Here is a 17,320-nt window from a genome sequence, read left to right on the forward strand (position 1 = left end):
GGTGTATGAGTATTTGCTTAAAAAAGGGGAAGAGGTATTAAATCTGGCCTGGGATTTAAAGATAAAGGCAGAAGCTTTTCTCATGTATAACCGGGAATTGTCTGTGGAAGTGGCAGGAGGGGAAGTGGAGACTTTAAAGCAGGCAGAGGAGATAGGGGCCGGGATAAGAGTAGTAAAAGAAGGGCGTTTGGGCTTTGCCTATACCAGTGATCTGTCGGAAAAGGCTTTAAAGGAAACCCTGGAAAAGGCAGCCAGCATAGCCAGCTATACCGAGCCTGATGTTCACAATGTTTTAACTTCTGAAAGATACAGTTATGCAGATTTGCCTGTCTATGATGAGGAAATTGAGAAGGAAAGCCTGGAAAAAAAGATAGACCTGGCATGTAGAATAGAAAATGCAGCCCGCTGCCGGGATAAAAGGATAACGGTGGTAGAAAGGGCAGGCTATGAGGATACTTCGGTTTTTGTAACAGTAATGAATACAGAAGGGCTTAAAGCAGTGGGAAAGGCTAATTTTTGCGGTGGTTATATATTTCTGGTAGCAGAAGAAGATGGAGATGCTCAAAACGGTTTTTCTTTTATGATGGGAAGAAAGCTTAAGAATATTTCAGCAGAAGATATAGGGGAGGAAGCGGCTTTTAACGCTCTGCGCAGCCTTAAACCTCGCCGCATAGGAACCGGTATGATGCCCTGCGTTATGGAACCTTATGTAGTTACCAGATTTATGGGTATGATAGCAGCAGCCGTAAGTGCTGACGCAGTACAAAAAGGAAAATCGATGCTGGCTGATAGGCTGGGAGAAAAAATTGCCTATGAAGGTTTGAACCTTATTGATGATGGGCTTTATGTGGAAGGGATAGGAGCTTTCCCTTTTGACGGGGAAGGAGTAGCTTCCAGGCGTAATACGGTTATTGAGAATGGCATTTTGAAAGCTTTTCTTTATAACAATTACACTGCTTCCAAAGCCGGCATTAAATCGACGGGGAACGGGCAGAGAGGCTCTTTCCGCACCCTTCCGGGGGTAGGAACTACCAATTTTATGATTGTGCCGGGGGAAAAAAGCCTTGACGTCTTGCTGGACGGCATAGAGAAAGGTTTTTATATTACTGAGGTTATGGGCATGCATACGGCCAATCCAGTAACCGGGGAGTTCTCAGTAGGGGCAGCCGGGATTATGATTGAAAAAGGGAAACTTACTTATCCGGTAAAAGGGGCTACTATTGCCGGCAACCTTATTGACCTTTTGCGTGATATCGACTGTATAGGGAATAATCTTCGCTTTTACGGCAGCAAGGCATCTCCGGCAGTAAGGATAAAAAGTATAAGCATAGCTGGAGACTAGAAAAGGGGAGGCGAAAACTTTGCCTGGCAGGATTCTGGTTATAAACGGTCCCAATCTTAACCTTCTGGGAGTAAGGGAACCCGGCATTTACGGCTTGCGGACCCTTGAGGAGATTAATGCTGAACTTAAAGCAGAGGCAGAAAATAAAGGGGTGGAGATTGAGTTTTTCCAGTCGAACCATGAAGGGGATATAATAGATAAAATACATGATTGCTTAAATAAGGTAAATATTATTATAATAAATGCTGGTGCTTTTTCACATTATAGCATTGCCATAAGGGATGCCTTAAAGGCAGTAAATATTCCCGTGATTGAAGTACATCTTTCCAATATATATAAAAGAGAAGAATTCCGGCATAAATCAGTTATTTCCGATATTGCCGCAGGAGGCATTTATGGTTTTGGCGATTTGAGCTACAGGCTGGCTCTGGAAGCCGCGCTGGCTTTTTTAAAACAGGGACATTAAATTGTGAAGGAAGTGATAGAATAAACCGGCGTTTAAAAGCATTAAGAAAGAAGATGGAAAAAGAAGGCCTTGATGCCTTTTTGGTTACCAAACCGGAAAATATCCGCTACCTTTCCGGTTTTACCGGAGGAGAAGATGGCAAACTTTTAATCCTGGAAGATGAACAGTATATTATAACCGATGGCAGGTACAGTGAGCAGGTTAAGCGAGAATCTCCCTATTTTAGACTGATACTGGATAAGTTTCCCTATCTGGAAGCTTTAAACAGGATAAAGAGGAGTTTTGCCAGACTGGGAATAGAAAGTTTGCACCTTACCTATCATGAATACAAAATGCTGGAAAATACGGTTGATACAGTCCTGGTGCCGCTGGAAAACATGGTGGAAGAAATACGCATGGTAAAAGAAGAGGAAGAGCTGGAGTATATAAGAAAGGCGGCCCTTATAGGGGATATGGTGTTTGATGAGATATGTTCATTTTTAAGGCCGGGAATAGAGGAGAAGAAAGTAGCTGACCGCATAACGTTTCTTTTGCGGGAAAGAGGCTGTGAAAAGGAAGCTTTTGATGTTATAGCCGCTGCTGGCGAAAATGCCTCACTTCCTCATGCCAGGCCGGGAGCAAAGCGGGTAAAGGATGGGGAAATGCTTATTCTGGATTATGGCGGTTTTTTTAAAGGATATGCCAGTGATATGACCAGGACAGTTTTTATGGGAACCCCTTTATCATACTTCAGGGATGCCTATAATGAGGTTTTAAGAGCCCAGGAAATCGGGATTTCCATGGTTAAAGCAGGTGTTCTCTGTTCAGAAGTAGACAAAGCGGTAAGGGATTATCTTAAAGGCTGCGGCCTGGCTGATTATTTTGTTCACTCTACCGGCCACGGGCTTGGTTTGGAAATACACGAAAAACCGGCTTTATCTCCCACCGGGGATATAGAGCTCAAAGAGAACATGGTGGTTACTGTGGAACCGGGAATTTATATACCAGGCCAGGGAGGAATAAGGATAGAGGATACCGTAATAGTAAAAAAGGATGGGTGTGAAATAATTACCCGCACTGATAAAGAATTAAGAATAATTTAATGGAGGGATAATTGAAGTGATTTCAGTAAATGATTTCAGGACAGGCCTTACTATTGAGCTGGAGGGACAGGCTTATCAGGTAGTGGAATTCCAGCATGTAAAACCGGGTAAAGGGGCTGCTTTTGTAAGAGCCAAACTTAAAAATGTCAAAACAGGAAGCGTGGTAGAAAAGACTTTCCGGGCCGGGGAAAAAGTACCCAAAGCTCACCTGGACCGCCGGGAAATGCAGTATCTCTATAATGACGGTGAAGGGTATATCTGTATGGATAACCAGACTTATGACCAGATAAGCATTCCTGCGGAGGCTATTGGAGATGGAGTGAAATGGCTTCTGGAAAATATGAATATCCAGGTGCTGTTTTTCCAGGGTAATATTATTGGGGTTGAGCTTCCCAACTTTGTAGAGCTGGAAGTGGTTGAAACCGAGCCGGGAATAAAAGGAGACACCGCTACCGGAGCTACCAAGAACGCTACTTTAGAAACAGGTGCTGTGGTACAGGTCCCGCTTTTTGTAGAAAAAGGAGATAAGGTGAGGATTGACACCCGTACAGGAGAATATTTAGAAAGGGTATAATTTTGATGTTTATGTGTATTTCCTCCTTTTTAGGTAAATAATAAAGATGGTAAAAAAATATCGTGAAAGGAGGAAATACTTGATGAGAGAATTGTCAGAACGTATAAGCTACCTTAAAGGTCTAAGTGAAGGGGTTAACATAAGTGATGCCAGCCCCCAGGGCAAGATTTTGGCGGGAATAATTGATATTTTGCAGGAAATGTCAGATACGATAAATGACATCCGCTATGATATGGAAGATTTCAAAGAATATGTAGAAAGCATTGATGATGATCTTTATGAGCTGGAAGAAAGCTTTTTTGAAGATGAAGACGAAAACGAGCGTGAGTGGGTAAGGACCAGATGCCCTAACTGTGGAGAAGATTTGTATTATGAGGCGGATATGCTGGAAGATGAAGACGAAATTGAGCTTATCTGCCCGCATTGCAATGAGTTGATATATGTAAATGAAGATACCTTTGAATCTCGAAAGGGATTTTATGATGACGGGGATGAGGTTTACAATCCGAATCCTTCATGATTTTTACAATGATTTGTTTAAAAGCCGGTAAGCTGCTGGAGCAGCTTTACCGGCTTTTTGGTTTGTAGAATAAAATTTATTAAATAGTGTAAGTATTTATGATTGTATTACATAATTATTGATAAATAATTGCCAGGGGAGGGATGATTTTTATTTTCTACTGCTGGTTGCACAACTGGGAAAGCAGAGTTTGGCCTCAAGCAGAATGATTTTATTATAAGGAAAGCATTTTAGGGGAAAGGAGACAAAAAATGGAAGAAAAAGGCAAGGTTTATGTATGGACAGCGGTTATCCTGGCTTTAGGCCTTATAATTTCCTCATCGATAGTAACTCTGGGTTTGGTAAAGATAAAGAATGCGGGCAATACCATCACCGTTACCGGTTCAGCCAAGAAGAAAATTGTTTCTGACCTGGCGGTATGGACAGGATCTTTCAGTGTACGCAGCAAGGATCTCAAAAGCGGATATCAGCAGCTAAAGGCTAATGAAGCGATAGTAAAGAAATATTTGCTGGAAAAAGGCATACCGGAAAAAGATATTGAGTTTTCTTCCATAAATACTACCACCAACTATGTGGTTGGACCGAATGGGATGTATACAAACGAAGTGGAGAGCTATGTTTTAACTGAGGAAGTAAAGGTGGAAGCCAGGAATGTGCAAAAGATAAAACAGCTGGCACTGGACGCTACTGATTTGATGAATCAGGGGCTTGAGTTTCAATCTTTTCCACCCCAGTATTTTTACACCAAATTGGCGGAATTAAAAATTCAGATGCTTTCTTTAGCAACCCAGAATGCCAAGCAGAGAGCAGAAGAGATAGCCAGGAATGCAGGTGGCAAGGTAGGAGCTTTGCGTTCTGCCCACATGGGGGTTTTTCAGATTACGCCTCTTTATTCCAATGAGATTTCTGATTACGGCATAAATGATACCAGTTCGCTGGAAAAAGAAATAACAGCAGTAGTTAACTGCAGTTTTGAAATAAAATAAAAAGCTGCCTTTTAAAAGCCGGGCTTTTTGGCCGGGCTTTTTTTATTTTTCTTAAAAAGGGCAGTGGTATGTTTTATGGAATAATTTGCGTCTTTCTCCAATATCTATTTAAAGCAGGGGTGATGAGAAGATGAAGAGGAAAAAAGATGCCCAGGTGATTAAAAAAGAGATACTGCCTTATTTATCTCCTGGTATAGCCAGGCTTTTTATGGGACAGGATGACAAGTTTTTTGAAGGATTGGAAGAGATAAGGCTAAGGATAAAAAGTCCGCTCTGTTTAAAGATAGGAGATAAAGATTATACCATAAGCCGCAGGGGAGAGATTACTGCCAGATTTGACGATGCTTACCTGGTGGATGGTGAAGATATATACCGGAGCATAGCTTCTATAAGCGACAATTCCCTGTATGCTTTTGAAGAAGATATAAAACGAGGTTTTATTACTATTCCCGGCGGACACAGGGTAGGACTGGCCGGGCAGGTAGTTTACAAAGAGGGCAGTATATGTGTGCTCAAGAATTTTTCGAGTATTTGTTTCAGGGTAGCCCGTGAGATTAAAGGGTGTGCAGAAGGGCTTTTGCCTCATCTGGTGGACAGGACGGGGCGGGTGTTGAATACCTTGATTATTTCGCCTCCCCGCTGTGGGAAAACTACTGTTTTACGCGATCTGGCACGCATGATATCAGATGGCATTAACCTTTCTTTTCCCCACAATGTAGTTGTGGTTGATGAAAGGTCAGAAATAGCAGGATGTTATCAAGGGGTTCCCCAGCTGGATGTAGGGATCAGAACAGATGTGCTGGATGGCTGTCCAAAAGCTCTGGGGATTATGATGGCGGTACGTTCCCTGGCGCCTCAGGTAGTAGTTACGGATGAGATAGGAAGGGAAGAAGATATAGCTTCTATATATGAATGTATAAATGCCGGGGTGGCAGTGATTACCACAGTCCATGCCCGCAATGTGGAAGAACTGGAAAGAAGGATATTATTTAAGGAACTTTTGCGTTCCGGGAGTTTTGGACGGGGGGTAGTGCTTTCCAGGCGCAAGGGCCCCGGTACGATAGAAACAGTTTACAGGTGGGATGAGTGATGTGGTGGCTGAAGTCTTCCGGGGCAGTTCTGATTATAGCCAGTTCAGGCTTATGGGGGCTTATGGGCGCGAGAAATCTTAGAAAAAGGGTCAAGGAGCTTAAAAATCTGCGCCTGGCGCTTAATTTTCTGGAAAAAGAGATTACCTATATGCACAGCCCTTTGAGCTCTGCACTAAAAAAGACGGCTTATTTTTGTGAACCTCCCCTGTCCTGTTTTTTTCTAACCTGTGCGGAAAAACTTGACCAAAAAGCGGGGGTTACTGCAGCAGAAGCCTGGATGAGCGGGATCGGAGAGCTTAAAAAAAGCTCGAGCCTGAAAACAGAAGACATAGAACTTTTGAAAACGGCAGCCCTGCAGATAGGTATGTCTGATACTTATGAACAGCACAAAGTTTTTTCTCTCTTGCAGGAAGAGCTTAAGATAATGGAACAAAAGGCGATTAAAGAAGCGGAAAGTGGAGAAAAATTATGGTCTTACGGCGGTTTTATTATGGGAGCTTTGCTGGTTTTGCTTTTGATATAGGAAGACAGCATAAGGAGGTTTTATATGAATATTGAAATTATTTTCCGTATTGCAGGCATAGGAATTCTTATATCTGTTCTGTCCATAGTCTTAAAACAGGCTAATAAGGAAGAACAGGCAGAGATGCTGACTTTGGCCGGGGTAGTAGTGGTGCTTATTATTGTGGTTCAACTGATGAACCAGCTTTTTACAGTAGTAAGATCAGTTTTTAATCTTTAATGTTATAAAGCTAAAAGGGGCGATGTAGGTGGAAATTGCGAGAATTGTAGGATTAGCCCTTATAACTACTCTGCTTCTTCTTATCCTGCGTCAGGAAAAGCCGGTTATGGCAGTAGTTTTGAGCATTGTTTTCAGTGTAGTTGTATTTACTCTAATGATGGGAAAAATGTCTGCGGTCATAAATGTAATGCAGGAAATAACCCGTAAGGCCCAGATAAACCATTTTTTCCTGGGAACCATTTTGAAAATCCTGGGAGTTGCCTATCTGGGGGAATTTGCAGCGGCCATATGCCAGGACGCTGGCGAACAGGCTGTAGCCAAAAAAGTAGAGTTTGCTTCCAAAATTATAATTGCCGTTCTGGCCCTTCCCATCATGATTGCTATTCTGGAATCCCTGATGGAAATTATACCCAAATAAAGGCTTGGTTACTATACTTCATGATAAAAGCTTGCGTCAAGGAGGATATTTGTTTGTCTGGAAGATATATTGGGCTTATCACCAAAGCAGGTCTAGTTTTATTGCTTTTGTTTATAGTATTTTTTAATCCCTGTACCAGAGCCTCTGCATCGGAAGAGGATGTAGAAGCTTTTTCGGTGGGCAAGGCTATGGAGAGCCTAGATTTTACTGTAATGGAAGAGTACAAAAACAAGATTGACGGTGAAATAAATTCATATTTAGAAAATAAACCGGTTAAAGATTGGATTATAGCTTTTATCAAAGGTGAATGGACATTTGACTATAAGGAATTAATGAACAGTTTAACCAGCTATTTGTTTAAAGAGATAAAAGCTAATACCGGGCTTTTAGGCAAGCTTTTGCTTCTGGCAGTATTGTCCGCTTTAATTATAAATCTGCAGAGTTCTTTTTCATCCAGTATTAGCCAGATAGCTTATACCGCTTGTTTTCTAGCCCTTTGTGCCATAGCCCTGGGTTCTTTTAAACTGGTTCTGGATATAGGCCTGGAAACTGTAAATAATATGGTTTCTTTTATGGCAAGCCTGCTTCCGCAGATGGCTATCCTGGTAGCCGGACTGGGGAGCGTAAATACTTCTATTACGGCGTTCCCGCTGGTGATGGGGGCAGCCAGCGTTATGGCCAATGCTATAAAGAACATAGTCTTTCCTTTTATTATAATGTCCGCGGTTTTAAACCTGATCAACAATATGACCGAAAGCCTTAAGGTGGCCAGGATGGCCAGGTTTTTTACCCAGATGGCCCAGCTGACACTGGGACTTTTCTTAACAATTTTTGTCGGCGCTTTTACCTTAAGGACCGTTTATGCTTCAGTTCTGGATAAAGTAACCCTGCGTACCACCAAATTTATAACTGACAATTCTATTCCATTGGTAGGGAAGATGTTTTCGGATACCATCGAGGTGGCAGCTGGCTATGTAGTTCTTTTGAAACAGGCAGTAACTGTCTATGGAGTGCTTATTATATTAGGCATTGTTGTGTTTCCGGTTTTGAAAATAGCGGCTATAGCTCTTATATATAAAATTGCTTCTGCTCTGGCTGAGCCTCTGGGAGATGGACGCACTGCCACCGTTCTGGAAATTATGAGTGCCCACCTGTTTTTGATGATGTCAGCCGTGGCGGCAGTTTCCCTGATGTTTTTGGTCATGATAATCATCGTAGCTTCTGTATCTAACCAGTTCATACTGAGATAGAGCATATTTAAATCAGGGTCTTAGGAAGGGTGAGGGTAAAAAGCATGTCGGTATTGGCAGAAATAGTGAAAAATATTCTGGTGATTATAATTTTGGCCAGTTTTTTTGAGATTTTGCTGCCGGAAGGGCGTCTTAAGCCTTTTGTCCGTTTTGCCATAGGGCTTTTCATTCTGGTATCAGTATTAAATCCAGCATTATCTTTTATTTTTAGAGATCAGGAAGTAAAGGTTAGTATGTGGGATTATACAGATAAATATATGGATAATAAGGAAATACTAAAGAAAGGAAACTATTTACAGGGAGAAATAAGAAAACAGAGTGATGCTCTGGTAAAGGAAAAGATTCAGGGGCAGATAAGTGCAGTTGCTTTAATGCTTCCGGAAGTGGAAGATGTGACTACCGAGGCTTATATAGACGATGACGGCAGGTTGGAAAAAATACATATAATAGTCAGGTCCAAAAAGGAGGAAGAGATGGAGGAAGAAAAGGTAGGGGTTTTTTTAAACAGTGATGGACGAGGGGAAAAAACCGATGAGGAAATGGTAAAAAACAAAATAATCAGTATTATTCAAAACCTGTACGGCCTTGATAGGGATTACATACAAATTCAATTTGAGGGGGGTTAATAATGCTTGCTGAATGGATGAGAAGCAGTCAAGAAGGAGGGGCAGGGCAAAAAAATGAATGGGTCAAAAAAAGCAAGTATCTTCTGGTTATCCTGGGATGTCTGGGTATTTTGGCCCTCATCTGGCCTGTAACCAATACCAGTCAGAAAAGTTCTGTATCTACCCCGCTTCCAGCTTATCAGAAAGAAGATGTGGAAGGAGTAAAGGCTCAGATGGAAGAAGAACTGGCTTCTATACTTTCTCAGATTGAGGGGGCAGGGAGAGTTGAGGTGAGCTTAACTTTAAGTTCAGACGGGGTTAAAACTTATGCCGCCAATGTGCGGGAGGAAAAAAAGGATTATGCAGAGGAAAGTGGAGGCAGTAAAAAGGTTACCAATGAAACTAATGTTTCTCAGGATATAGCTGTTAATTCGGGCGGCGCACTGCTGGTGGAACACAAAAATCCGGAGGTTGTTGGGGTTCTGGTAGTAGCTGAAGGAGCCGGGAATTCTAAGGTCAGGGAAAATCTTACTTATGCTGCTGCTACTCTGCTTGATATCCCGGTGCATAAAGTAAAGGTAATGCCTGGAGAGGAGGGGCTTAAATGATTACGGTAGTAGATGCCAGAAAGTTAGGAATAGGTTTTTTGCTTATATTAATTCTGGTTTTCGGAATAGGTAAACTGTATACTTTAGGACATAATAAGCAAAATAATGACAGTATACAGGTGGCTGGAAAAAGCGTTAATGCAGCCGGAAAGGATTTAGCTTCTGATATAAAAAGAGAAACAGGTATAGAGAAAAAGGAAGATTTTTTTGCCGAGTACAGGCTGGAAAGGGAAAATCTGCGCAGCAGGCAGATAGAGATGCTGGAAAAGGTAATAAATAATGAAAAAACGGAGAAAAAGGCCAGGGATGCTGCTTCCCTGCGGATAGTCGAGATAACCAGAGAAATGGAAAAAGAGGTTAAGCTGGAGAATCTGGTAAAATCTAAAGGTTTTGCAGACTGTGTGGTGGTTTTGCAGTCAGGAGGGGTTAGTGTAGTAGTAGAGGGAGACCATCTTACGGAAAAGGAAGAAAATGAGATAAGAAAACTGGTAAAAGGTGTAACCGGGGAAGACAGCAAGATATCAATAATATTAAAAGAAAGTGCTGGAAAGTAAATGATGTATACATAAATACGGATGATTGCAAAAACACCCTATTATTTTTATAATATATCAAGATAAATTTATGTCTCAGGCAATTGCCTGAGTCTATTTGTATATGACGAAAATTATCCTAAATAATTAATATATATTATTTTTTTTTATCTTCAGGGGGTGCAATATGAGCAGGATAAAGATAACTGATACTACTCTGCGCGACGGCCACCAAAGCCTTTGGGCTACCCGCATGACTACTGATGATATGCTTCCGGTTTTGGAATATTTGGATGAGATAGGCTATCATTCCCTGGAAGTATGGGGAGGGGCAACCTTTGATGTATGTATCCGCTATTTGAATGAGGACCCCTGGGAAAGGCTGCGCATAATCCGCAAAAATGTAAAAAAGACTAAACTGCAGATGCTGTTAAGGGGACAGTCGCTGGTAGGATACACCCATTATCCTGATGATATAGTCTATAAATTTGTTGAGAAAGCGGCTGAAAATGGGATTGATATTTTCCGGGTATTTGACGCTTTAAACGATGTGCGCAATCTGGAAACAGCCATGAAAGCGATAAAAAAGACCGGAAAACATGCGCAGGCCTGTGTAGTATATACCATAAGCCCGGTTCATACTATGGAACACTTTGTGGAAACAGCTCTGGCCCTTAAGGATATGGGGGCTGATTCTATCTGTATAAAGGATATGGCAGGGCTTCTGGCACCTTATGCAGCTTATGAACTGGTAAAAGAACTTAAAGAAAAGGTAGGGCTTCCTGTACAGCTGCATACACACTATATAGGAGGGCTGGCAGTCGCTGCGATTCTTAAAGCTGTAGAAGCCGGGGTGGATATTGTTGATACGGCCAGTGTGCCTCTGGCTTTTGGCTCTTCCCAGCCTCCGGTAGAAACTATTGTCCGGGCTCTGCAGGATACGGAATGGGATACCGGGCTTGATCTGCACCAGCTCTTTGAAGTGGCTACGCATTTTGAAAAGATTCGCAAACATAAAGGGTTTGAACGTGGAGTAACCCGTATATCTGATATGAAGGTATTTGAACATCAGGTTCCGGGAGGCATGATTTCTAACTTATATTCCCAGCTGGAAGAACAGAGAGCAGCTGACCGGATTGATGAGGTGCTGGCTGAAATACCAAGAGTAAGAGAAGATATGGGGTATCCTCCCCTGGTTACCCCCACCAGCCAGATAATAGGGATACAGGCAGTGCTTAATGTCCTGACCGGTGAAAGGTACAAACTTTGTCCCGGTGAAGTTAAGGATTATGTGCGCGGTTTTTACGGCAAGCCGCCGGTACCGGTAAAAGAAGAGGTAAGGCGCAAGATAATAGGGGATGACCCGGTAATAAGCGTAAGGCCGGCAGATTTGCTGGAGCCGGGATGGGAAAAAGCTAAACAGGAAGTAAGCCATCTGGCAGAAAGTGAAGAAGATGTACTTACTTATGCGTTATTCCCGCAGGTAGCTTTGAAATTTTTTGAATACCGCAAGAACAGAACTGTGGAAGATGTGCCTCAGATAAGGCCGCAGGATGAAGTAGGGGAAGAAATAAAGGCGGAAAGAAAAGAAAGGCCAGCGCCTAAAAAGATGAGAAAGGCAACAGTTAGCAGGGGTGATGATGAAATGAATATTGATGAAATCAGGGAAATAATGCTCCTTTTAGATCAAACGGGCATTGCGGAACTGGAACTGCAGAAGGATGACTACCGGCTTACTTTGCGCAAGTTTATCCAGGGGGCAAGGGAGGCCTTACCTTCTGAACCGGTAAAGCTGGTTTCAAAAGGGCCTGAAGTACAGGCCAAAAAAGAGGCTCCTAAAGAAGAAGAAAATCTGGTAGAAGTTGTTTCCCCCATGGTGGGAACTTTCTATGCTGCTCCTTCTCCTGATTCTCCTCCTTATGTAAAAATAGGAGACCGGGTAGAAGTTGGGCAAACTTTGTGTATTGTAGAGGCAATGAAGCTCATGAATGAGATAAAGGCTGAAGTAGCCGGGGTGATAGTTGATATACTGGTAAATAATGCAGAACCGGTAGAATATGGACAGCCGCTGTTCCTGATCAAGCAGGATTAAGGGGTGTGAGATGTTGTTTTCCAAGGTTTTAGTTGCCAATCGCGGTGAAATTGCAGTAAGGGTTATACGGGCATGTAAAGAGCTGGGGATAAAGACAGTAGCGGTATATTCAACAGCTGACCGGGAAAGCCTGCATGTCAGGCTGGCAGATGAGGCGGTATGTATTGGACCACCCCCAGCCAAGCAAAGTTATCTTAATATACCTAATATAATTGCCGCTGCCCAAACTACCGGAGCGGAAGCTATCCATCCGGGATACGGGTTTTTAGCAGAAAATGCATATTTTGCTGAACTTTGTGCTACCAATGATATAAAATTTATCGGCCCCCGGGCTGAAGCCATCGAAATTATGGGTGACAAGATAAGAGCCAAGGAAACGGTAAAAAGGGCAGGTGTTCCCCTGGTTCCAGGCAGTGGTGGGGCAGTAAAAAGTTATGAAGAAGCAGTTAAAATCGCTGATGAGATAGGCTATCCAGTGATGATTAAGGCTTCAGCTGGCGGAGGGGGCAGGGGCATGAGGCTTGCTCATTCCCCGGAAGACCTGAAAGAAGCCCTTAAGACGGCCAGGATGGAGGCAGGCGCTGCCTTTGGCAATGATGAGGTATATATAGAAAAATATATTGAAGAGCCCAGGCACATTGAAATTCAGGTTTTGGGCGATGAACATGGAAATATTGTACATCTGGGAGAAAGGGATTGTTCTTTGCAGCGAAGGAACCAGAAGCTTCTGGAAGAGGCTCCTTCGGTTTTTGTAGATGAGGAACTGCGCCATAAGATGGGTATGACGGCTGTTAAAGCAGCCAGGGAAGTGGGATATTTTAGTGCTGGCACTATAGAATTTCTGGTTGATAAAAATAAAAATTTCTATTTTATTGAAATGAATACCCGCATTCAGGTTGAACATCCGGTTACCGAGATGGTTACCGGTATAGACCTGGTAAAGGAACAGATAAAGATTGCTGCCGGTGAGGCTTTGTCATTTAACCAGGAAGATATAAAGATGAACGGCTGGGCTATAGAATGCCGTATCAATGCGGAAGATCCATTTAATGAATTTGCTCCTTCCCCGGGGGCGGTTACCAGATACATTGTGCCGGGAGGCCTGGGGGTAAGAGTAGATTCTTCTGTGTATCCAGGCTATGTTATTCCACCTTACTACGATTCTATGGTAGCCAAGCTTATAGTATGGGGCAAAGACCGCAGTGAAGCTATTTTGCGCATGAAGAGGGCTCTGCAGGAATTTGACATTGAAGGGGTAAAGACTACTATACCTTTCCACCTGAAGGTACTGGATAATGCTTTCTATCGGCGGGGAGAAGTCTATACCAACTTTATTCAGAGGCGGATGCAGGAAAAATAATATTTGCAACCGAAAGGAAAACTTTGCTATAATACACCATATAGAAAGCTGGGAGGTGGAAAGGCGTGGAAAACCAGAAGCCGGAAATCGCCAATGAATTTGGAGTAATACGTATAGCGGATGAAGTAGTTTCTACTATTGCCGGTCTGGCAGCTTCGGAAGTAGAAGGGGTAGCTGCCATGAGCGGGACCTGGGGAACCGAACTGGTAGAAAAGCTGGGCCGGAAAAATTATGGTAAAGGCATAAAAGTGGAAGTTATGGGTGAGGAGACCAAGATCGATATCTTTATAGTTGTGGAGTTCGGTTATCCTATCCCCCAGGTGGCAGGCAATGTACAGAAAGAGGTTAAACTGGCAGTAGAAACTATGACCGGATTGACAGTAACCCAGGTTAATGTTTATGTAGCAGGAGTTTCTATGAAAAAGTCAGCTAATCCAGATAATAGTGAACTGGCTGCTGATGTAGAAAACTAAGAGCAAGAAGGGAATTAATGTAACCCCCTGTGTGGCCAGGGGGTTATTTGCTATTATTAAGTTGAGAAAGAGGGGAAAGTGATGTCACTGGGCTGGCGTTTTCTGCTATTTTTATATAACCTTATATTTCTGGGATTGGCCGGTATCGTTCTGGCAGGGGCAGCAGGCAGGCCGGAACCTCTGCACTACTGGGCGCTTATTTTTGCTACTCCGGAAAACAGGATAATAGCTGGCATTTGTGCTCTGGTCCTGATAGTTATTTTTGCTTACCTGATGATAAAGGTGTTAATTCCTGATAAAAAGCCGAAAACGGTAGTTATTGACAGCAATCTTGATGGACAGGTTTCTATAACTATTGATGCCATAAAGGTTATAATTATGAAGGCGGTAAGGCAGGTAGAAGGGGTAAAAGAGATAAGGCCGGTAGTAAACAGCAGTGATAAAGGGTTAATAGTTTATTTACATATGATGATAAATCCTGAGTACAGCGTGCCTGACATGACGGAAAAGGTTAAGGAGACGGTAAAAAGATATCTGGAAGATTTGGGCGGGCTTAAAGTAGATAGTGTAAGGATTCTGGTTGATGACCTGGGTACTCAAAGCAAACAGCTTAATGCCTGAAAAGCGGTTGATTTTTCATATTGAGGAGGCACGGGCTATGTGGGAAAAGTTTTTACTTTTAATACTGCAGGAGCACAGGGGAAAGGTACTGGGGATTTTGATAGGGCTTATAGCTGCTATCCTGGTGGTAAGCTACGGATTTTTGAAAGCGCTTTTTATAATGATTTGCATAGCTTTAGGGTATTTTATTGGTAAAAAGATTGATGAAAAACAGGATCTGGATGTTTGGCTTAAAGAGGTTTTTAGAAATAAAGATTAGATGAGCATTTTGAATAGAAAGGGAGAGAGTTTTGAGCAGGCGCAGAGCAAGAGAAACCGCTTTTAAAGTAGTTTTTCAGGTGGAACAGTCCAAGGCAGACCCCAGGGAAGCTTTTGACTATTTATTGAGCGAAAACAGTCTGCCGGAGAAAGACAGGCACTTTGCCTGGCAGCTGGTAGAATCGTGCCTTAAGCATATTGGCGATATTGATCAAAAAATAGCTAAATATTCTAATGCCTGGGATATAAAACGCATGTCAAGCGTAGACCGTAATATTATGCGGATAGCAGCGGCAGAAATGCTTTATCTTAAAGAGGATTTGCCGGTTATTGCCATAGATGAGGCCATAGAGCTGGCCAAGGTATACGGTGATGAAAAGTCTTCCGCTTTTGTGAATGCCATACTGGATAAAATCGCAGGTGAAATTTCATGAGTGTTTATCTGGGGATAGATACCAGTGCCTACACGACTTCCCTGGCGGTAGTTGATGACCAAGGCAATATATTGCAGGATGAACGCATCTTGCTTTCGGTTCCGGATGGGGAGCGGGGGCTCAGGCAGTCGGAGGCAGTTTTTCAGCATGTAAAAAATCTGCCTCTTTTGTTTGAAAAGGTAAGGGGAATAAGTTCTCGTTTGAGCGCTGTAGCAGCAAGCACTAAACCAAGGCCGGCAGAGGAGAGCTATATGCCGGTTTTCAAGGCTGGAGAAAGCGCAGCCAGGGTTTTAAGCTTGTCTTCCGGTATTCCGCTTTATACAGTAAGCCACCAGGAAGGGCATGTTATGGCAGGAATTTATAACAATCCTTCCCTGCTTGCCAGAGAGGAATTTTTGGTGGTTCATTTTTCAGGAGGGACTTCGGAGGTTTTGCATGTAAAAAGGGGAACTGCTTCTTTCTTTGATATGGAGGAATGTGTAAGGGGATTAGATATTCATGCTGGACAGCTGGTTGACAGGATAGGAGTAGCTATGGGGCTTCCTTTTCCTGCTGGCAAAGAGATGGAAAAACTTGCCTTGAAGGTAGAGGAAAAAGAAGGCATGCTGGCTATTCCTTCCTCAGTCAGCAAAGAAGGGTTTTCTTTTTCCGGAGCCGAGACTATGGCTTTAAGGCTCTGGGAAAAGGGATGCTCCAGAGAAGAATTGGCTTTTGCAGTTTTGCGGGTTATTGCCAATACCCTGGAAAAGGTTTTGCTGATGGTTAGTAAGGAGAGGGGAGTAAAAGACGTGCTTCTGGTAGGAGGGGTGATGTCAAACCGGCTTATAAAAGAAAGGCTTACTAAAAGGCTGGAGCATAAAGGGGTGGGCTTGAGGCTTTATTTTGCCTATCCCCATTTGAGCACCGATAATGCGGTAGGAGTTGCCCTCCTGGCCCGTGCGGTGCATAAAAAGGCTGGCTAGTTTATATATGGGGTGAAGGAGAATGGGAAGAGGGAATATTTTATATGGCAGGTTGGTCAGGGATAAACTTTTAGAAGAAGTAGCGAAAGAGGTTAAACAAATAAAAGAGGAGTATGGAAAATCTCCTTTGCTTATGACATTGGAAGTAGGAGACCACCCTGCTTCCAGGGTGTATCTGTCATCACAGAAAAAAACCGCCGAGGAAGTAGGCATAAGCTATGAAACAATCCAGCTGTCTTCAGGTACGAGCCAGGAGCGGCTTTTAAATATGATAAGGGATATAAACAGGGACCCTTATGTAAACGGCTTGATTTTACACCTGCCTTTGCCTAAACATATAAATACCAAGATAGCGCAGTGGAGTATAGAGCAGAAAAAAGATGTGGAAGGGGTTACGCCTCTAAATCTGGGACAGCTTTTTTTGGGTATGCCGGGCTTGATTCCCTGTACTGCTCAATCGATAGTAGCTTTGATAAAGGCTACCAGAGTAGATTTGAAAGGTAAAGAAGTTACGATAATAGGCAACAGCGACATAGTTGGCAAGCCGACAGCTCACCTTCTCATGCAGGAAGAAGCTACGGTTACGGTTTGCCAGCTGGCTACTTATGAACGCGGCCTTTTGGAAAAACATATAAGAGAAGCTGAAATACTGGTGGTAGCTGCTGGTCATCCAGGATTAGTTAAAGGGGAATGGGTTAGAGAAGGGGCTATTGTCATAGACGCAGGTATAACGGCAGTAGAAGACAAGATTTTGGGAGATGTGCAGTTTGAGGAGGCAGCCAAAAGAGCGGATTATATAACTCCCGTGCCGGGAGGGGTAGGGATTTTAACCGCTGCTTATCTGATGAAAAATACCCTGGAGGCCTTAAAATGGCAGCTGGCGGAGGGTTAGGAGGAATTATT

22 protein-coding genes are annotated in these 17,320 nt (G+C 43.0%); all 22 read left to right on the top strand.

Annotation, left to right across the window (positions count from 1 at the left end):
* Position 1: 1 nt before the first annotated feature.
* The 22 genes from ACZ42E_RS02545 (at position 2) to ACZ42E_RS02650 (ending at position 17,309) form a co-directional block, all read left to right on the top strand.
* On the top strand, positions 2-1,342 hold the full coding sequence (locus ACZ42E_RS02545) for a TldD/PmbA family protein (RefSeq protein ID WP_464892891.1): 1,341 nt from the start codon (positions 2-4) through the stop codon (positions 1,340-1,342).
* Between the two features lie 19 nt (positions 1,343-1,361).
* Positions 1,362-1,808 carry a type II 3-dehydroquinate dehydratase gene (gene aroQ / locus ACZ42E_RS02550; RefSeq protein ID WP_464892892.1) on the top strand — a complete coding sequence of 149 codons (447 nt, stop codon included), beginning with the start codon at positions 1,362-1,364 and terminating at the stop codon, positions 1,806-1,808.
* 20 nt (positions 1,809-1,828) lie between these two features.
* The gene (locus tag ACZ42E_RS02555) at positions 1,829-2,890 is read left to right on the top strand and encodes a M24 family metallopeptidase (protein ID WP_464893463.1); all 1,062 of its coding nucleotides are present in this window, start codon (positions 1,829-1,831) and stop codon (positions 2,888-2,890) included.
* A gap of 16 nt (positions 2,891-2,906) precedes the next feature.
* Complete coding sequence (gene efp, locus ACZ42E_RS02560) at positions 2,907-3,464, top strand: elongation factor P (protein ID WP_464892893.1); 558 nt, start codon at positions 2,907-2,909, stop codon at positions 3,462-3,464.
* Positions 3,465-3,546: 82 nt separating this feature from the next.
* The gene (locus tag ACZ42E_RS02565; protein ID WP_464892894.1) at positions 3,547-3,984 is read left to right on the top strand and encodes a CD1247 N-terminal domain-containing protein; all 438 of its coding nucleotides are present in this window, start codon (positions 3,547-3,549) and stop codon (positions 3,982-3,984) included.
* Between the two features lie 251 nt (positions 3,985-4,235).
* Positions 4,236-4,970, top strand: coding sequence for an SIMPL domain-containing protein (locus ACZ42E_RS02570; RefSeq protein WP_464892895.1), 735 nt, complete (start codon positions 4,236-4,238; stop codon positions 4,968-4,970).
* A gap of 130 nt (positions 4,971-5,100) precedes the next feature.
* Positions 5,101-6,060 (top strand): stage III sporulation protein AA, encoded by a 960-nt coding sequence (gene spoIIIAA, locus ACZ42E_RS02575; RefSeq protein WP_464892896.1) that lies wholly within the window; start codon positions 5,101-5,103, stop codon positions 6,058-6,060.
* A complete protein-coding gene (locus tag ACZ42E_RS02580; protein ID WP_464892897.1) occupies positions 6,060-6,584 on the top strand; it encodes a hypothetical protein in 525 nt (174 codons plus the stop codon). Before spoIIIAA ends, ACZ42E_RS02580 begins: the two co-directional genes overlap by 1 nt.
* Positions 6,585-6,608: 24 nt before the next feature.
* Positions 6,609-6,803: a stage III sporulation protein AC gene (gene spoIIIAC / locus ACZ42E_RS02585; protein WP_464892898.1), complete on the top strand. Its 195-nt coding sequence runs from the start codon at positions 6,609-6,611 to the stop codon at positions 6,801-6,803.
* Positions 6,804-6,831: 28 nt separating this feature from the next.
* Entirely contained in the window at positions 6,832-7,221 is a 390-nt protein-coding gene (spoIIIAD, locus tag ACZ42E_RS02590; RefSeq protein WP_464892899.1) for a stage III sporulation protein AD, read from the top strand.
* A 53-nt stretch (positions 7,222-7,274) separates the two neighbouring features.
* Complete coding sequence (spoIIIAE, locus tag ACZ42E_RS02595; protein ID WP_464892900.1) at positions 7,275-8,471, top strand: stage III sporulation protein AE; 1,197 nt, start codon at positions 7,275-7,277, stop codon at positions 8,469-8,471.
* A 44-nt stretch (positions 8,472-8,515) separates the two neighbouring features.
* Positions 8,516-9,097, top strand: coding sequence for a stage III sporulation protein AF (gene spoIIIAF, locus ACZ42E_RS02600; protein WP_464892901.1), 582 nt, complete (start codon positions 8,516-8,518; stop codon positions 9,095-9,097).
* 2 nt (positions 9,098-9,099) lie between these two features.
* Complete coding sequence (locus ACZ42E_RS02605) at positions 9,100-9,684, top strand: hypothetical protein (protein WP_464892902.1); 585 nt, start codon at positions 9,100-9,102, stop codon at positions 9,682-9,684.
* Positions 9,681-10,238 carry a SpoIIIAH-like family protein gene (locus ACZ42E_RS02610; protein WP_464892903.1) on the top strand — a complete coding sequence of 186 codons (558 nt, stop codon included), beginning with the start codon at positions 9,681-9,683 and terminating at the stop codon, positions 10,236-10,238. The genes ACZ42E_RS02605 and ACZ42E_RS02610 overlap by 4 nt, the downstream gene beginning before the upstream one ends.
* Before the next feature lie 166 nt (positions 10,239-10,404).
* On the top strand, positions 10,405-12,309 hold the full coding sequence (locus ACZ42E_RS02615; protein WP_464892904.1) for an oxaloacetate decarboxylase subunit alpha: 1,905 nt from the start codon (positions 10,405-10,407) through the stop codon (positions 12,307-12,309).
* A gap of 13 nt (positions 12,310-12,322) precedes the next feature.
* Positions 12,323-13,669, top strand: coding sequence for an acetyl-CoA carboxylase biotin carboxylase subunit (gene accC / locus ACZ42E_RS02620; protein WP_464893464.1), 1,347 nt, complete (start codon positions 12,323-12,325; stop codon positions 13,667-13,669).
* 65 nt (positions 13,670-13,734) lie between these two features.
* Positions 13,735-14,142, top strand: a complete 408-nt coding sequence (locus tag ACZ42E_RS02625; protein WP_464892905.1) for an Asp23/Gls24 family envelope stress response protein — start codon at positions 13,735-13,737, stop codon at positions 14,140-14,142.
* Between the two features lie 81 nt (positions 14,143-14,223).
* Positions 14,224-14,763 (top strand): alkaline shock response membrane anchor protein AmaP, encoded by a 540-nt coding sequence (gene amaP, locus ACZ42E_RS02630; RefSeq protein ID WP_464892906.1) that lies wholly within the window; start codon positions 14,224-14,226, stop codon positions 14,761-14,763.
* Positions 14,764-14,800: 37 nt separating this feature from the next.
* The gene (locus tag ACZ42E_RS02635) at positions 14,801-15,022 is read left to right on the top strand and encodes a DUF2273 domain-containing protein (RefSeq protein ID WP_464892907.1); all 222 of its coding nucleotides are present in this window, start codon (positions 14,801-14,803) and stop codon (positions 15,020-15,022) included.
* A gap of 31 nt (positions 15,023-15,053) precedes the next feature.
* Positions 15,054-15,455 carry a transcription antitermination factor NusB gene (nusB, locus tag ACZ42E_RS02640; RefSeq protein ID WP_464892908.1) on the top strand — a complete coding sequence of 134 codons (402 nt, stop codon included), beginning with the start codon at positions 15,054-15,056 and terminating at the stop codon, positions 15,453-15,455.
* Positions 15,452-16,417, top strand: a complete 966-nt coding sequence (locus ACZ42E_RS02645; RefSeq protein WP_464892909.1) for a Kae1-like domain-containing protein — start codon at positions 15,452-15,454, stop codon at positions 16,415-16,417. Before nusB ends, ACZ42E_RS02645 begins: the two co-directional genes overlap by 4 nt.
* Before the next feature lie 22 nt (positions 16,418-16,439).
* Positions 16,440-17,309, top strand: coding sequence for a bifunctional 5,10-methylenetetrahydrofolate dehydrogenase/5,10-methenyltetrahydrofolate cyclohydrolase (locus ACZ42E_RS02650; RefSeq protein ID WP_464892910.1), 870 nt, complete (start codon positions 16,440-16,442; stop codon positions 17,307-17,309).
* The last annotated feature ends 11 nt before the right edge of the window (positions 17,310-17,320 follow it).

The organism is Thermosyntropha tengcongensis (assembly GCF_055381335.1).

Excerpts from the sequence above, each read along its gene's own strand:
- ACZ42E_RS02565 (WP_464892894.1), top strand. The coding sequence starts at position 3,547 with ATGAGAGAATTGTCAGAACGTATAAGCTACCTTAAAGGTCTAAGTGAA.
- ACZ42E_RS02570 (WP_464892895.1), top strand. The coding sequence starts at position 4,236 with ATGGAAGAAAAAGGCAAGGTTTATGTATGGACAGCGGTTATCCTGGCT.
- spoIIIAA (WP_464892896.1), top strand. The coding sequence starts at position 5,101 with ATGAAGAGGAAAAAAGATGCCCAGGTGATTAAAAAAGAGATACTGCCT.
- ACZ42E_RS02580 (WP_464892897.1), top strand. The coding sequence starts at position 6,060 with ATGTGGTGGCTGAAGTCTTCCGGGGCAGTTCTGATTATAGCCAGTTCA.
- spoIIIAC (WP_464892898.1), top strand. The coding sequence starts at position 6,609 with ATGAATATTGAAATTATTTTCCGTATTGCAGGCATAGGAATTCTTATA.
- spoIIIAF (WP_464892901.1), top strand. The coding sequence starts at position 8,516 with ATGTCGGTATTGGCAGAAATAGTGAAAAATATTCTGGTGATTATAATT.
- ACZ42E_RS02605 (WP_464892902.1), top strand. The coding sequence starts at position 9,100 with ATGCTTGCTGAATGGATGAGAAGCAGTCAAGAAGGAGGGGCAGGGCAA.
- ACZ42E_RS02610 (WP_464892903.1), top strand. The coding sequence starts at position 9,681 with ATGATTACGGTAGTAGATGCCAGAAAGTTAGGAATAGGTTTTTTGCTT.
- ACZ42E_RS02615 (WP_464892904.1), top strand. The coding sequence starts at position 10,405 with ATGAGCAGGATAAAGATAACTGATACTACTCTGCGCGACGGCCACCAA.
- amaP (WP_464892906.1), top strand. The coding sequence starts at position 14,224 with ATGTCACTGGGCTGGCGTTTTCTGCTATTTTTATATAACCTTATATTT.
- ACZ42E_RS02635 (WP_464892907.1), top strand. The coding sequence starts at position 14,801 with ATGTGGGAAAAGTTTTTACTTTTAATACTGCAGGAGCACAGGGGAAAG.
- ACZ42E_RS02645 (WP_464892909.1), top strand. The coding sequence starts at position 15,452 with ATGAGTGTTTATCTGGGGATAGATACCAGTGCCTACACGACTTCCCTG.
- ACZ42E_RS02650 (WP_464892910.1), top strand. The coding sequence starts at position 16,440 with ATGGGAAGAGGGAATATTTTATATGGCAGGTTGGTCAGGGATAAACTT.